Here is a 17,137-nt window from a genome sequence, read left to right as displayed (position 1 = left end):
ATTTTTGTAATCGTTCGGAGCTTGACGTTATTTTTATTGTTTTTTTTAAACTTGATGTTTTAAGAATAATGCTAGTACTATTTGCCTAGGATTTTAATGGATTTCTTCCAATCGGAAGCAATTATTATAATTAGTTTTTGTTAAAAAGATTGAAACTTATAGATCGTTTTATGCTGATAAATCTCCTCTTTTTTTAAAATTGAATTCGGAAAATGTTCGTGATTTGGCGCATCAGGAAAATTTTGTGTTTCAAAACAAATACCACTTAACGAATGATAATCTACATTTTCTTTTCCTTTTACAGTATTGAAACAATTGCCTCCAACATAAATGTGAACACCCGGTTGGTTGGTATAAACTGCCATTTTTAGATTATTCTTTTTATTAAAAAGTGAAGCTGAAAATTCATTTCCTTTTTCTAAAACAAACGTTGTATCAATTTTTGAAGGACATTTTTTTGGTTGACTAAAATCAAACGAAGAATTAGCAGTATTTAAAAACCTTCCTGTTGGAATATTTTCATTTGTCGTTTCTAACATTTTCTCGGAATTTATAATCAATTCCTGTTCTGAGATTTCGGATTCGTGACCATCAAGATTAAAATAACTGTGATGCGTCAAATTCACAATGGTATCCTCAGTAGTGTTTGCTTTGTATTCTATAATTAATTCGTTTTCCTCAGATAATGTATAGGTTAACTCAATTGCTAATTCTCCCGGATAATTCTCTTCGTTATTTGGACTGACGTATGATAGCGTTATTGATGGATTTTTACCCTCATTTACATTTTCTATCTTCCAAATTTTCTGGCTAAAATTGGCTTTTCCGCCATGTAATGAATGGTTATTATTGTTTTTATTCAATAGATTTTTTTTTCCATTCAAACTAAAAACACCATCCTTTATTCTTCCTGCAAATCTCCCAACTGTTGCTCCAAAATAAGGAGCACTTTCTAAATCAAAGGATTCCATGTAGCCTTCTAAAGTATCAAATCCTAAAACTACATCCACAATTTCTCCATTTTTCAATGGCATTTTTAATGAGGTAATGGTAGCACCATAATTAATAACATTTAATTGCATTCCATTTTTGTTAGTCAATTCACAAGAATCGACAATCTCACCTCCGGGCATTAAACCAAATAATTCCATTATATAATTAGACATAAAATATGATATATGTTTTATTTTAATTCTTTTTTTACGAAATATTAAATTCAAAATTATACGATTAATTCACTTTAGCATACCAGTACCTACCAGTTTTTCGTATATTGCACGAAAAATTTCTATTTATGAAAATTATTTCAATCCAAAACAATCTTGGAGTTCCAAAATATAAGCAGATAATTCTCTCCGTTGAAAAGGCAATAGAAGATGAAAAACTAAAAAAAGGAGATCGACTTCCTTCTGTAAATAAAGTTTGTTTGGCCTCTTCATTATCACGTGACACTGTACTACAGGCATACGATGAATTGAAAAAAAGAGGTATTGTTTACGCCATTCCAGGGAAAGGATACTACATTAAAAGTGTTGAAATCACTATAAAACAAAGGATTTTTTTACTTTTTGATGAATTAAACATTTTCAAAGAAGACACTTATAATTCATTTGTAAAAAATATTGGAAAAAATGCGCAGGTAGATATTTTTTTCCATTATTTTAATGTGCAAGTTTTTAAAAAACTAATAAATGACAATAATGGGAATTACACGAAGTACATTATAATGCCAACCAACTTAATCGATGTAGCTGAATTTATAAAAACCCTACCAGTAAATGAAGTTTTTATACTAGATCAGACCAATATTGAACTAGAATCCTATCCAGCAATTTACCAGAATCACAAAAAAGACATCTTTGATGGGTTATGCAAAGGAAAATCTAGGTTAAATAAATACAAAAAACTCATTATGATTTTCCCTGGATTTAGAGAACCACCGGGAATGAAAGAAGGTTTTTTAGATTTCTGTAACGACTATTCATTTGATTATGAAGTTATTACTGAGTTTACCGACAGGAAAATAAGCATCGGCGAAGTATACATCATACCAAACGACAGAGATCTAGTTCGTGTGATTGAAAAATCAAAGCTTCAAAACTTAAAATTAGGCAGTGATTTTGGCATTATTTCCTATAACGAAACTCCTCTCAAAAAAGTAGTTGCAAATGGAATTACGACAATTTCCACGAATTTTGAAGCCATGGGGAAAATTATGGCACAGATGATTCTACAAGGAAAAAAAGAACAAATAGAAAACAAGTGCGCCTTAATTATTCGAAATTCTTTATAAAAAAACAATTCTCTTATTTACATACATAAATTCAAAAAAATAGGGATCTTATTTTTTATTGGCAAAGAAAATGTGATTCCCATTTTAGAAAAGCAAGAAAAATAATTTATTTGTTATTGTAAAATAAATTTACATATATTTGCAAATGTATTTTTTACACTTATTATTAATTTCCACGTTATTCACTCAAAAACAGCCTCTTATTTGATTGATTTAAAAACCACAGAAAAAAATAATTAAATACAGCAATCCGTTTTTAAAGCTATTAGCACATTAAATTTTGACCAACCACTTCAAAACTGAGCCGTTTGAAATGGATTTAGAAACTTTAAAATTTCTATGTTGAAATGCCTATACTACAAACGAAGTATATGCTTTTTTCTATTTACACCAAATTATGACAATTAAATTATGAATAAAAAAATTGACCAATTAGCAGCCGATAATATAAGAGCACTTGCCATTTCAATGGTAGAAAAAGCAAATTCAGGACATCCGGGAGGTGCCATGGGAGGTGCTGATTTTATGCACATTTTGTATACTGAATATGTGGATTTTGATCCTACAGAAATGGATTGGACATTTAGAGATCGTTTCTTTATGGATGCGGGACATTTATCTGCATTAATGTATTCTCAATATTATTTATTGGGAAATTATAAAAAAGAAGACCTTCAAAATTTTAGACAATGGGGTTCTGTTACACCAGGCCACCCAGAAGTAGATGTACTAAGAGGTATTGAAAACACCTCAGGCCCTCTTGGTCAAGGACATGCTATGGGAGTGGGAGCCGCCATTGCAGCAAAATTTCTAGAGGCAAGATTCAAAGGACTTTTCAATCACAAAATATACGGTTTCATAACTGATGGTGGCGTTCAGGAAGAAATTTCTCAAGGAGCAGGGAGAATCGCGGGACATTTAGGATTGAATAATTTTATCATGTTCTATGATTCTAATGATGTGCAGCTTTCTTCTATGACAGAGGAAGTTACCTCAGAAAACACAGCCATGAAATATGAAGCTTGGGGGTGGAATGTAATAACTATAGATGGTCATGACCATGATCAAATTAGAAAAGCGTTGAATGAAGCTCATGCAGAATCTGAAAAACCTACCCTGATAATTGGAAAAACAATTATGGGAAAAGGTTGTGTTACCGCAACTGGCGCCATATACGAAGGAGAATGTGAATTGCATGGAAAACCTATTGGTGACACCAAAGCAGATTATGTAAAAACGCTTATTAATCTGAATGCAAATCCTGAAAATCCGTTTGCCATTTTTGAAGAAGTGGAAACGCATTATGCAAAGATACTAGCAATAAAAGCGGAAAAATCAGCTTACAAAAAACTTCAAATAGCCACTTGGAGAAAAGAAAATCCGGAACTATCACAAAAGATGGATTTATTTTTATCCGGAAAACTACCTGAATTAGATCTAAGTAGCGTTATCCAAAAACCAAATGCTGCCACTAGAGATGCTTCATCCGCTGTATTGGCCTATTTAGCGGAAAACGTGGAAAATATGATTGTTTCTTCAGCAGATTTATCCAATAGTGACAAAACGGACGGATTCCTGAAAAAATCATCTGTTTTACAAAAAAATGATTTTAGAGGAGCTTTTTTACAAGCAGGAGTTGCGGAACTTACCATGACTTCAATAGCTAATGGGATTGCACTTCACGGAGGCGTTATTCCTGTAGTGGCAACGTTTTTTGTTTTTTCTGATTATATGAAACCTGCCATTCGATTAGCCGCTATTCAAGAACTTCCTGTAAAATATGTTTGGACACACGATTCTTTCCGAGTGGGTGAAGACGGACCAACACACCAACCTATTGAACAAGAAGCGCAAATTCGTTTAATGGAAAAAATAAAAAACCATTCCGGAAACCAAAGCTTACTGGCACTACGTCCTGCAGATGCTATAGAAACTTCGGTGGCTTGGAATATGGCATTAAACAATACCAAAACACCAACCGGTTTGATTCTTTCGAGACAAAATATCAAAGACATTCCAGCACAAGGAAGTTCAAGATATGAAGAGGCAACTGAATCAACAAAAGGAGGTTATTTGGTTAAATCAATTCAAAATCCTGATATCACTTTAATTGCAAATGGATCAGAAGTGGCAACACTTTTAGAAGCCGCTGTTATATTGGAAAAATCTAAAAATCTAAAAATAAACGTAGCCTCAATTATATCTGAAGGCTTATTCAAAGAACAATCAAAATCATACCAAGAAAGCATCATTCCAAAAGGAAAATTAGTATTTGGATTGACTGCCGGACTTCCCGTAAATCTTGAAGGGTTGATTGGCGATAGCGGAAAAGTAATTGGACTGGACCATTTTGGATATTCAGCTCCAGCAAGTGTATTGGACGAAAAATTTGGATTTACAAGTGAACACGCTTGTGCAGCAATCCTTAAATATATTGAAGAAAGTAAATAAATAATCAAAAAACTAAATAATAAAAAAATGAAATTTTTTATCGATACCGCGAATTTAAAAGACATAAAAGAAGCCAATGATCTAGGTATTCTAGACGGTGTAACCACTAACCCATCGCTTATGGCGAAGGAAGGAATTACGGGAGCTGAAAATATTATTGCACATTACGTAAAAATATGTGAATTGGTAGATGGCGATGTTAGCGCCGAAGTAATTTCAACTGATTTTGCAGGAATGATTACTGAAGGAGAAAGACTAGCGGCTTTGCATCCTCAAATTGTGGTGAAAATTCCAATGATTAAAGATGGGATAAAAGCAATAAAATACTTTTCGAATAAAGGAATCAGAACCAATTGTACTTTAGTATTTTCAGCAGGTCAAGCCTTACTTGCTGCTAAAGCCGGTGCAACTTATGTGTCTCCTTTCATTGGAAGACTAGACGATATTTCTACAGATGGAATGGCATTAATTGCCGAAATCAAATTGATTTATGATAATTACGGATATGAAACACAAATTTTAGCTGCTTCAGTACGTCACGTTATGCATATTTTGAATTGTGCAAAAATTGGAGCCGATGTAATCACTGGTCCATTAAGCGCCATTGAAGGTTTGCTAAAACATCCCCTTACTGATAGTGGTTTAGCAACATTTTTAGCAGATTATAACAAAGGAAATAGTTAAACCCAAAATTTAGAACTACTTATTTTTAGTCATTTTATAATTGCAGTAGTTCTGATTTATAAGAAATAATCTGAGATCTTGAAATTGTAGTAAATCAAAGAAAATAGGATTATCTCTACCTAATTTTAGTTAGTTATACAAAAAAAGGAAGCTCTTAAATAAGGCTTCCTTTTTTTATGCTCTGAAAACAGGCTAAAACTATTTATAAATTCAATACAAAATTATCCAATAATTTTGCATCATATTTTTCTTTGTCAAAAGTATATAGGTACGATCCTTTTCTGGAGGACATCATGTCTTTCTCTTCTAATTTTATAAGAATATCTAACGAATTGATTTTACTGATAAAATTTCTTTTATCCAGTTCTTTACTTAAAATAGCTTCGTATAATTCCAATAATTGACGCATGGAAAATTTTTCTGGCAAAAGCTCAAATCCAACCGGTTTTATAGAAGTTCTATAACGCAATCTTCTAATGGCATGTTCTACCATAGAATCATGGTCAAAAATTAATTTAGGAGCCTGACCAATACTAAACCATTGTGCATGATAGTTTTGAGTTAATTCTGCGTTGTGATTCTCAATATTAATTAATGCATAATAAGCAACCGATATCGTTCTTTCGACAGGGTCACGATTTATTTCACTGTAGGCATATAGTTGTTCCATATAGATATCCTGAAGACCTGTATACCGATCAAGAATTCTAATTGCGGCAGTATCTAACACTTCTTCTTTTTTAAGAAACCCCCCTATTAAAGACCATTTCCCTTTTTCAGGTTCAAAATCTCTTTTAATCAAAAGTATTTTTAAACCCTCATCATCAAAACCAAAAATGATACAATCTACCGCCAATAAAACTTTATCCGCAGAACTATAACTATTAAGCATACTACTTTTTTTTAGGGTAAATATATAAACTTCCTTAAAGGTTTCATAATTTTATTAATGTAGATTTTACACTTCGTAAATTTAAAACAAAAAATAACACTCTAAAATAGGGTTCAAGAAGTAATTAACACTTCATTTAAAATAAGGCTTTATACATTTCAAAATACTCTTTTTATCTTCTAATTGGAAAAAGATAACACGTTGAATTTCAAAATTATTGATTTATGAAATACCATTTCAATCGATTGAGAAGAAAAATGATTCTTTATCAGGTTACAATTTGGCTTTTTTTCTAAAAAAACTAAGTTTTAAACAAGACTTTCTTTACATTATCACTCTGATTTATAGTTAAAAAAGAGAGTATTCCATTTTTTTTTAAATAATTACCGCATCCCGTTTTTTGTAGAAAAGTTTGTTTTTTTACTAAAAGGGTGGGTTTTAAATAAATAAATTGTAAAAACGGGAACTTTTTTTACAAAACCACAATATTTAAATGTTGTTTTTACACTTAATTTACAAGATGTATTTTTTTAAGGAGTTTTTTTTATCAGATTAATTTGTTTTTGTAGTTTTTTTTTAATTAAATTTACAAATGTAAAATACACACTTATAAATTAACCAAAACAAAACAGAATGAAAACAAACCAACGATTATTTTTCTATTGCAATTTTTTATTGCCAAGAAAAGAATGGCTATTAGCAATAATAGTTATGTTATTTTCTTCCTATACTCTTTCTGCACAACAAGATAAGACTATAAAAGGAATCGTTACATCAACAAAAGACGCGATGCCTTTACCGGGTGTAAATGTTTTAATAAAAGGTACCAACAAAGTAGTTGTTACTGGCTTTGATGGAGAATATACAATAAAAGCGGACTCAAATGATATTCTTGTCTTTAGTTATATAGGTTTTGCAAATCAAGAAGTTACTGTAGGGAACAAATCTCAACTAAACATAGTAATGAATGATGATTTGAATAAACTAAATGAAGTCGTTGTTGTTGGATACGGAACTCAGAAAAAATCAGATCTTACCGGATCTGTGAGTGTAGTAAACATGGACAACGCAAAAAAAACAGTAAGCTACGATGTTGCAAAAATGCTTCAGGGGCAAGTTGCTGGTGTAACTATGCAAAGCTCTGGAGAACCGGGAGGTTTTGTTAATATCAAAATTAGAGGAATCAGCTCTTTTAGTAATAACAATCCACTTTTCGTAGTAGACGGTATGATTGTAGACAGTCCTTATGATTTTGCTACAGGAGAAATAGAATCTATGCAAGTTTTAAAAGACGCATCTTCGGCAGCAATTTATGGGGTTCGTGGAGCTAACGGTGTAATCATTATTACTACCAAAAAAGGGAAATCTGGTAAATTTGACATTAAATATAAATCCCTTGTTGGATTTCAAAATGTAGCTAAAAAATGGTCTCTAACTGACAGAGTAGGATATCAAAACATCACTAGCGCAGCTGAGATAAATGCAGGATTAAGTGTGGCTCCAGGAAATGACCCAACAAGTCCTTCTTATATTAATAATGTAGATACTAACTGGCAAAAAGCGGCATTCCAAACTGGTATCATAGAAAACCATTCCTTAACTTTTAGTGGTGGTGCAGAAAGCTTAGGATATAACATGAATGTGGATTATTTCAAAAACAGCAGCTATCTTAATTCACCTCAAGATTACAAGAGATTATCTACCACTTTAAACTTAACAGGTAAAAAAGGGAAATTTAAATACGGTTCAAAAATAGGTTTCACTCAATCTGGTAAAGAAAATTTTAACGAATACAATGCCGGGGAATCACCAGTCAGTGATTTATTAGGTGCTATTCCTACAATGCCTGTTTATGATGTAAATAGACTAGGTGGATACGGAGGGACAACTAACTTAACACAAAGAGCAATATCCATGAACGTTATTGGATACAATAACTTAATAACAAACAACGCCAAAAGAAATCGTTTCATTGGGGATATTTGGGGAGAACTTGAAATCGTAAAAGGATTAAAATACAAAATTGACGCCAGTTTTGACAGATTAGATTGGCAAAACAGAAAATTTGTACCGCCAAGTGATTTAGGTTGGTATTATATTACTACTAATGATGAAGCTTCACTAGATGTATCTACTGGTAGTCAGTCTAGAACTTTCCTTAATAATTTATTAACTTACGAAAAAGCAATTGGTAAGCATAAATTTGATGTTTTAGTAGGATGGGTTCAAGAAAGAAATGATAATTACAATCACTGGTCAAGAGGTGTGGGTTACAAACCAGGTGAAATTAGCCATTTAGAATATGCTGATGCTACAAGTGCTGGAGAGTATGAAAATACGGTTACTGGTGTATCATATTTGAGTAGAATAAATTACGGTTATGATGATCGCTATTTGTTACAAGCTAACTTTAGACAAGATAAAACGTCTCTTTTTAGTCAAAAATACAATAAAGGTAATTTTTATTCTTTTTCAGGGGCTTGGAAAATTAGTAATGAAAAATTTCTTCACTTGCCAGAATGGGTAAGCAATATTAAATTAAGAGGTGGTTACGGTATATTAGGAAATAACACGATACCAACCTATTTCTTCGCTAGTACAATTAATAGTTTTGCTGGTTATGACTTTAATAATCAATTAGCTCCAGGTACAACAGTAGTAAGTGCATTAGATCCCAATGTACATTGGGAAGAAACAAAAACTACCAATGTGGCACTTGAGTTAGGATTATTCAATAATGACTTGCAGTTTACGGCTGAATATTATGTTAAGAAATCAACTGATCTTTTAATTGGTGTTCCATTACCATTTTCAACAGGTGCTTTTCCTGCTAGTGTAACTACAAATGCAGGTTCGGTTAGAAATAACGGTTTAGAGTTTTCTGCAACATACAATAACAATCATCATGATTTCAAGTACAGCATCTCTGCTAACTTAGGAACCTTGAAAAATAAAGTATTACAAATTGGTCTTGATGGAAATCCAATCTATGGTGCTGCATCAAAAACTGAAGTGGGTAGATCAGTAGGTGAGATTTATGCTTATGAAACAAATGGAATTTTCCAAAATGCAGCAGATATTGCTTCATCTCCAACACAAACAAATGCTGGAATTGGGGATGTTAAGTTCAAAGATATCAATGGAGATGGTAAAATTAGTGATCTAGACAGAACATTCCAAGGAATTACAATTCCTAAATACAGTTACGGTATCAACTTTAGCAGTTCATATAAAAACTGGGATTTCTCTATGTTTTGGCAAGGAAGTGGCGGAAACAAAGTATTTGATGGCATGTACCGCAATTTAATGGCTGGTCAATATGGAAACCATAGTACTGACGAGCTTAATTATTGGACTCCTACAAATACAAATACGAATGTACCACGTCCAATTATTGGAGATCCAAATGCTAACACAAGAGATTCTAATAGATTTATTGAAAAAGGAGATTATATAAAATTACAAACAATGGAGATTGGATATGAAATTCCTGTTCCTACTGCAAGTTTTATTCAAAAAGCTAAAGTATTTGTAAATGGTCAAAACCTATTGATAATCAGCAAATACAAAGGATACGATCCTGATTTCAATAGCAATGACGGATTGTTCTCTAGAGGATACGATGGTGGTTCATTCCCAAATCCTAGAACTGTTTCTTTAGGACTTGAAGTGAATTTTTAAAACTAACCAAACAAATTAAAAACGAATCAAAATGAAATATAAAATATTTAATTATCTAACCGTTTTCTTCTCACTAGCAGTCGCAACGACAAGTTGTGTTAACAATGAAGATTTAGTTCAAGTTGACCCAAATAATGATGCAGTAGATTCATTCTGGAAAACAGACCAAGACGCTATTGAAGGTGTAAATGCCGCTTACGGAAGCTTATTGACTGATGGTACTTACATGAGAAGCACACCCTTATTATTAGACTTAAAAGGGGATGATACCAGAAGTAACAGTCCATGGGGAGCCATGCAAAACGTCGGCCGTTTTAATTCTAATGTATCAGACGCTGCCATTTATGGTTGGGCTTATGAAACGTATTATCAAGGTATTTACCGTGCGAATCAAGTTATAACAAAAGTACCTACTATCGAAATGGTTGATGCAACACTTAAAAACAGAATTCTGGGTCAAGCCTATTTCTTGAGAGGGTTGTATTTATTTCATGCAGTAAACATGTTTAAAAGCGTACCATTGCCAACAGAAATTTCTGTTTACTATCCTCAAAAAACAAACGAAGAAGGTTGGGCGCAAGTTATTGCTGATTTCAAAGCTGCTGCTGATTTACTTCCAGCGTCTTACGACAATGTTACTGGTTTAGACGCAGGTCAAAAAGGACGTGCTACTAAAGGAGCAGCTTTAGGATATTTAGGAAAAGCATACTTGTTTACTAAAGATTTTGCAAATGCAAAAACAACATTTAAACAAGTGATTGATTTAGGGGTTTACTCTTTAGTATCTAATTACCGTGATAACTTTACGGACTCTAACGAGAACAATTCAGAATCACTATTCGAAGTACAATTTAGCAGACAAGCCGGCGGTGTTGATTTAGGTTGGGGTGGTGCTCCAGCTTCTGGTTGGGGGAAAACATCTGCAAGAGCTATTACTTACGGACCAAGAGCTTTTGGATGGACAGACGTTCAACCAACTAGAACATTATTTAATGAATTCCATGATGAATTGACTACTTCTGGTGCAGTAGACCCACGTTTAGATGCTACAATGTTTTACAACAAACCAGGTGGAATGCAGCTTTACGGACAAAATTTTGGGACTTTTTACGCAGGAAATCCAGGAGATTTAAATGATTTGTTTTGTAGAAAATACGAGAATTCAGACGGGGCCTATGCAAACGAATTCGATTGGCGTTCTGGCATAAACGAGCGTTTATTAAGATATTCTGACATATTACTAATGTATGCTGAATGTTTAAATGAAACAGGCGATACGCCAGGTGCATATACTTACATTCAAATGGTTAGAAACAGAGTTGGCTTACCTAATTTAGCTACAGCAAAACCAGGATTAAGTCAAGCTGCCATGAGAGAACAAATAGGTCACGAAAGATTCTTAGAGTTCCCATTAGAAGGACACCGTTTTGATGATATTCGTCGTTGGGGTTGGTTACAAGATGCTACAAAATTAGCATGGTTAAAATCAAGAGACGTTGAATTTAATTCCTATGCAACAGGAAGAGAATTTTTCCCAATACCACAATTGGAAATGGATAACAATCCAGGAACAATCCAAAACAGTGGTTATTAATATTATTTTGAGTTAGTTAATTATAATTTTAGCATTCTTTAGTATCATGTGGTAAGCTTTTAATTAGCTTACCATGTGATATTACAACTTAGATACAACATGAAAAAAGCCCTATTAATCTTATTTATTTTTACTTTTTGCAATCAAATTATTGTTGCACAAAAAGAGACCACAGTACTTTCTATAAAAAATACTGCTAATGCACCTACAATCAATAAAAATATCTACGGACATTTTGCAGAACATTTAGGAAGATCAATCTATGGTGGCTTCTTTGTTGGGGATACATCAAAAATACCAAATACAGCTGGCGTTCGTAACGACATTATTGATGCTCTTAAAAAATTAAAAATCCCTAATTTAAGGTGGCCAGGTGGTTGTTTTGCGGATACGTATCACTGGAAAGATGGTATTGGTCCAAAAGAAAACAGACCAACAATCGTAAATCAATGGTGGGGAGGAACTACTGAAGACAATAGTTTTGGAACTCATGATTTTTTAAACCTATGTGAATTACTTGGAGCAGAACCTTACTTATCCGGAAATGTGGGAAGCGGTACCGTTCAGGAACTTTCTGATTGGGTACAATACGCCAACTTTGGAGGTAAAAGCCCAATGAGTGATTTGCGTAAAAAAAATGGCAGAACTGCACCTTGGAAAGTAAAAATTTGGGGAATTGGTAATGAAGCTTGGGGTTGTGGTGGTAATATGAAACCCGACTATTATGCTGGCGAATACCGTAAATATGCCACATTTATGTCTGATTGGGAAAACACTGGCGGGTTAATGCGTATTGCATCTGGCGCAAGTGATGCCGATTATAATTGGACCGAAACATTAATGAAGAATATCCCAGGAAGTATGTTGGGCGGTGTAGCAATGCACCATTATTCTGTAATAGAATGGAACAAAAAAGGAGATGCAGTAGATTTTACTGAAGGACAATATTTCACCACCATGAAAGAAGCCTTAAAAATGGATGAACTTATTACCAAACATGGCGCTATCATGGATAAATACGATCCTGAGCAAAAAATTGCTTTGGTTGTAGATGAATGGGGCGGTTGGTACGATGTAGAGAAAGGAAGCAATCCTGGATTTTTATACCAACAAAATACGATGAGAGATGCTGTTTTGGCTGGGGCAACTCTTAATATTTTCAATAACCATGCTGACAGAGTTCGTATGGCTAATCTAGCGCAATGCGTAAATGTTTTGCAAGCAGTTATTCTTACGGATAAAGCCAAAATGATTTTGACACCTACTTATCATGTGATGCAAATGTATAGCGTACATCAAGATGCAAAATTATTACCAATTACAATAAATTCTCCACTATACACCTATAATGGCGAAACACTTCCGGCATTATCTGCTTCAGCATCAAAAGATAAAAACGGATTAGTTCATATTTCATTAGTAAATATTGACTCTAAAAAAGAAAACAAAATCGAAATCGACATAAAAGAACTTGGAATCAAAAACGTTTCGGGAAACCTATTAGCATCCCCAAAATTGCAAGATTTCAATTCCTTTGACAACCCAACAAAAATCCAACCGACCGCTTTCAAAGGGTTTGAAATAAAAAAGGGTAAGTTAGTAATAACAGTTCCTCCTTTTTCTGTAATAATGTTAGAAGGTAAATAAAAAAGAATAAAATGAAAAAATCAAATTCCATTTTAAAATTAGTACCCTATCTAGTACTTTTTTTAGTAGCTGTTACCGTTAGTAGTTGTTCGAGCAGTGACGCTCCTACCCCAACTCCAACACCAACTCCTGTTCCGCCGGTAGTGGTTGTACCTGGTTTTCCTGGACCTAGTTACTTAGATAATTACACCTCTATTTCTTCTTGGGGTTCTAATTCACAATGGAATTTGGCAAACGTTCACGACCCAACAGTTGCTAAATGTGGCGATTATTATTATATGTATCAAACGGATGCTTCTTACGGAAACGCCACCGAAGGACATGGACATTTTTTTTACAGACGTTCTAAAGATCTTGTAAATTGGGAATTTATGGGATCATCTATGACCACAGCTCCGGCTTGGGTAAAGGATTCTTTGAATAACAAAAGAGCTCGTATGGTTCCGGCTTTACCTGCAATAGCAAATCCAAGTTATGGCTATTGGGCACCTTGTGTTCGAAAAGTTGGTAATAAATATAGAATGTATTACAGTATTGTGGTTACTGAGCCTATCATAGGAACAGATTACAATACCTCTTGGTCAGAACGTGCTTTTATTGGTCTTGCCGAAACAGATGATTTAGCTTCTAATGTTTGGACAGATAAAGGAATGGTAGTTTGTTCTGAACCAGATGGCGTGAAAAGTTACGTCAGAAATGGTGGTAATGATTGGGAAGCGTATTTCAAATTCAACGCCATTGACCCAAGTTTTCTTGAAACTCCTGGCGGAGAGCAATACCTAATTTACGGATCTTGGCATTCTGGTATTGCAGCCTTAAAACTGAATCCTACAACTGGGAAACCGGACCAATTGAAAACGCTGAGTGATTATGGAACCCGCATTGCCACTCGCAGTGCTACAAGTCGTTGGCAAGGTTCCGAAGGACCAGAGATTATATACAATCCAGATACTGAATATTACTATCTATTTATGGCGTATGACGGACTTGATGTGCCCTACAATACTCGTGTGGCTCGTTCCAAAAACATTATGGGTCCCTATCTGGGAATCAATGGTGCCGATGTGACCAGTGGTGCTGATTGTTGGCCAATGCTAACACACCCTTATTCGTTTAATAATCATACCGGTTGGGTTGGAATCTCACATTGTGCTGTTTTCCAAAACCCAGAAACCAAAGAATGGTTTTATTCGTCTCAAGCACGTTTACCGGAAGGAGTTCCAGGAATTGCAGCATCTAATGCAATAATGATGGGTCACGTTCGTGGCATACAATGGACAGAAGACGGATGGCCTGTAATCGCTCCCGAACGTTATGCTGCCGTACCCACCACAACTATTACCGAAACCTCCTTTATAGGAACATGGGAACAAATAACGATGAATTACCAATACAAAGTCATTCAAAAATCAGTCACTATATACTTAACTGCCGACAAAAAAGTGAGCGGTGGTGCTACAGGGACTTGGTCGTATGACAGTACCAATAAAACATTAACCGTAAATGGAAATAAATGTAAAGTAAGCGATGCTTGGGACTGGGAAAGTGCCACCCGTAAAGTAACCATTACCTATTCTGGCCTTACTGCAGGAGGACTTCCAGTTTGGGGTAAAAAAATAAACTAATTTATTTCCTTTTGCTATTTAATTAAAAAACACAAACGGCCCTTTCTATTTTAGGAAGGGCGTTTGAATAAAAAATAAACCAAAAAATGAAAAACATATTTTTAACCCTATTTTCCGTCGTCTTAATTTCTTCTTGTAAAACGGTAAAAACTGATGAAGGTATGGCTTCCGCCAATGGGGGAAAAAGCAGTAATTCAATAGTACTCAACAACCCCATCATAAAAGATAAATACACAGGTGATCCTGCAGCTTTGGTTTACAAAGACAAAGTATATCTCTATGCAGGTCACGATGAAGCGCCAAATGATTTCAATTTTTATAAAATGAATGAATGGCTGGTGTATTCCTCATCGGATATGGTGCATTGGGAGGAACATCCCGTACCGCTTAAAGTCACTGATTTTGCTTGGGCAACATCCGATGCTTGGGCTTCTCAAGTTATTGAACGCAACGGAAAATTTTATTGGTATGTAACCGTTTCACATGGAGCCATCAATGGAAAAGCCATAGGTGTTGGTGTTTCTGACAGTCCAACAGGACCTTTCAAAGATGCCTTAGGAAAAGCACTTGTTACTAATGATATGACCACACAAACCAAGATTGACTGGGATGATATTGATCCAACAGTAATGATAGATGATGATGGTCAAGCCTATCTTTTTTGGGGAAATTCCGTTTGTCATTATGCAAAATTAAAAGCAAACATGATTGAACTTGACGGTCCAATACAAACAATCTCTTTACCCAATTTTACCGAAGCACCTTGGATTCACAAACATAACAATTGGTATTATTTGTCCTACGCCTATCAATTTCCTGAAAAAATCGCCTATGCCATGAGCAAGTCTATCAATGGACCATGGGAATACAAAGGAATTTTGAACGAACTCGCTGGAAACTCAAATACAAATCATCAAGCTATCATTTCGTTTAAAGGAAAAGATTATTTTATTTATCACAATGGTGCTACTCAACCCAATGGTGGTAGTTTTAGAAGATCCGTTTGCGTTGACCGTTTGTATTACAATGAAGATGGAACTATGAAACGAGTAATTATGACTTCGGAAGGGATAACACAATAAGTAGTTTTCAGAAATTGTTTTAAACATAAACGATTAACAAAACCATTTAAACTTACATTTTCTTAAATGACTTATATCGTTAAAAAAATCTAACATATAAGAAATATAAGTCCATTTAAGTTGAAATTAAAAATAATTCTGAAAGTATTAAATAGAACAAACTTATATTTTCTTAAAACCTTATATGGTTAAAAAAGTAAAACATGAAATTACACAAACAAATACAAAATCTAATCTTTTCCCTAACCCTATTAATTAGCTGTGTATCATTTGCCCAAGACATTACTGTTCATGATCCAGTGATGATTAAACAAAAAGACACCTATTATTTATACTGTACAGGGCAAGGAATTAGCGTTTTTAGTTCTAAAGACTTGAAAAACTGGAAACCGGAACCGGCTATATTCAAAGAAAAACCAGTCTGGGTAGATAAAGTAGTCACTAATTTCGATAATCATATTTGGGCGCCGGACATTTCCTTTCACAACAACACCTATTATTTGTATTATTCCGTTTCTGCTTTCGGAAAAAACACTTCGGCGATAGGATTGACAACCAATACCACTTTAGACCCAAAAGACCCGGCTTACAAATGGGAAGATCACGGAATTGTCATCCAATCAGTTCCTAATCGGGATATGTGGAATGCCATAGATCCTAATTTGACTTTTGATGAGAACAACACCCCTTGGTTAGCTTTTGGCTCTTTTTGGAACGGTCTCAAAATGGTGAAATTAAATGCCAGTTTAAAATCAGTGGCACAGCCTGAAGAATGGCACGCCATAGCCAAACGCAAACGAACTAGCGAATTAGTAGACTCTGACCCGGGCGATGCTGCTTTAGAAGCTCCATTTGTATTTAGAAAAAATGGATATTATTACTTGTTCCTTTCTTGGGATTTCTGTTGTCAAGGTGAAAAAAGCACTTATAAAGTAGTAATGGGAAGATCAAAAAATATAACTGGTCCTTATGTAGATAAAGACGGGAAACTATTAACCGAAGGCGGAGGTTCTTTATTGATTCAAGGAGATAAAAACTGGTATGGAGCAGGTCACAACAGCACCTATACTTTTGACGGGAAAGATTACATTGTTTTTCATGCCTATGAAATCAAAAATAATGGAAGGCCAAAATTAGAAATCAAAGAATTGCAATGGGATACCAATTTATGGCCAAAGTTCTAGATTA

11 protein-coding genes are annotated in these 17,137 nt (G+C 34.3%); 9 read left to right on the top strand and 2 right to left on the bottom strand.

The genetic code is table 11. The features are described 5' to 3' along the window. Positions 1-140 precede the first annotated feature (140 nt). A complete protein-coding gene (locus ACM55I_RS00605) occupies positions 141-1,166 on the bottom strand; it encodes an aldose epimerase family protein (RefSeq protein ID WP_416844853.1) in 1,026 nt (341 codons plus the stop codon). A gap of 128 nt (positions 1,167-1,294) precedes the next feature. On the opposite strand from ACM55I_RS00605, the gene ACM55I_RS00600 reads away from it, so the two are divergent. From ACM55I_RS00600 to fsa, 3 genes are all read left to right on the top strand, one after another. Next, a complete protein-coding gene (locus tag ACM55I_RS00600; protein ID WP_416844852.1) occupies positions 1,295-2,293 on the top strand; it encodes a GntR family transcriptional regulator in 999 nt (332 codons plus the stop codon). A 411-nt stretch (positions 2,294-2,704) separates the two neighbouring features. Then, a complete protein-coding gene (locus ACM55I_RS00595) occupies positions 2,705-4,744 on the top strand; it encodes a transketolase family protein (protein WP_416844851.1) in 2,040 nt (679 codons plus the stop codon). A 27-nt stretch (positions 4,745-4,771) separates the two neighbouring features. Then, a complete protein-coding gene (gene fsa / locus ACM55I_RS00590) occupies positions 4,772-5,428 on the top strand; it encodes a fructose-6-phosphate aldolase (protein WP_039110452.1) in 657 nt (218 codons plus the stop codon). A 202-nt stretch (positions 5,429-5,630) separates the two neighbouring features. Here fsa and ACM55I_RS00585 read toward each other — a convergent pair whose 3' ends face one another. Next, the gene (locus ACM55I_RS00585) at positions 5,631-6,320 is read right to left on the bottom strand and encodes an NUDIX hydrolase (RefSeq protein ID WP_416844850.1); all 690 of its coding nucleotides are present in this window, start codon (positions 6,318-6,320) and stop codon (positions 5,631-5,633) included. 633 nt (positions 6,321-6,953) lie between these two features. Here ACM55I_RS00585 and ACM55I_RS00580 point away from each other — a divergent pair. The 6 genes from ACM55I_RS00580 to ACM55I_RS00555 all read left to right on the top strand — a co-directional run bounded on the left by ACM55I_RS00580 (position 6,954) and on the right by ACM55I_RS00555 (position 17,133). Next, the gene (locus ACM55I_RS00580) at positions 6,954-10,001 is read left to right on the top strand and encodes a SusC/RagA family TonB-linked outer membrane protein (protein ID WP_416844849.1); all 3,048 of its coding nucleotides are present in this window, start codon (positions 6,954-6,956) and stop codon (positions 9,999-10,001) included. A gap of 31 nt (positions 10,002-10,032) precedes the next feature. Continuing rightward, positions 10,033-11,595, top strand: coding sequence for a RagB/SusD family nutrient uptake outer membrane protein (locus ACM55I_RS00575; protein WP_416844848.1), 1,563 nt, complete (start codon positions 10,033-10,035; stop codon positions 11,593-11,595). Positions 11,596-11,694: 99 nt separating this feature from the next. Further along, positions 11,695-13,242 carry an alpha-N-arabinofuranosidase gene (locus tag ACM55I_RS00570; protein ID WP_416844847.1) on the top strand — a complete coding sequence of 516 codons (1,548 nt, stop codon included), beginning with the start codon at positions 11,695-11,697 and terminating at the stop codon, positions 13,240-13,242. An 11-nt stretch (positions 13,243-13,253) separates the two neighbouring features. Further along, positions 13,254-14,867, top strand: a complete 1,614-nt coding sequence (locus tag ACM55I_RS00565) for an arabinan endo-1,5-alpha-L-arabinosidase (RefSeq protein ID WP_416844846.1) — start codon at positions 13,254-13,256, stop codon at positions 14,865-14,867. 86 nt (positions 14,868-14,953) lie between these two features. Then, entirely contained in the window at positions 14,954-15,949 is a 996-nt protein-coding gene (locus tag ACM55I_RS00560) for a glycoside hydrolase family 43 protein (protein WP_416844845.1), read from the top strand. Positions 15,950-16,152: 203 nt separating this feature from the next. Beyond that, a complete protein-coding gene (locus ACM55I_RS00555; RefSeq protein WP_416844844.1) occupies positions 16,153-17,133 on the top strand; it encodes an arabinan endo-1,5-alpha-L-arabinosidase in 981 nt (326 codons plus the stop codon). The last annotated feature ends 4 nt before the right edge of the window (positions 17,134-17,137 follow it).

Source organism: Flavobacterium algoris (assembly GCF_048158525.1).
Taxonomy (GTDB): Bacteria; Bacteroidota; Bacteroidia; order Flavobacteriales; family Flavobacteriaceae; genus Flavobacterium; species Flavobacterium algoris.
This window is presented reverse-complemented; position numbering and strand designations above follow the sequence as displayed.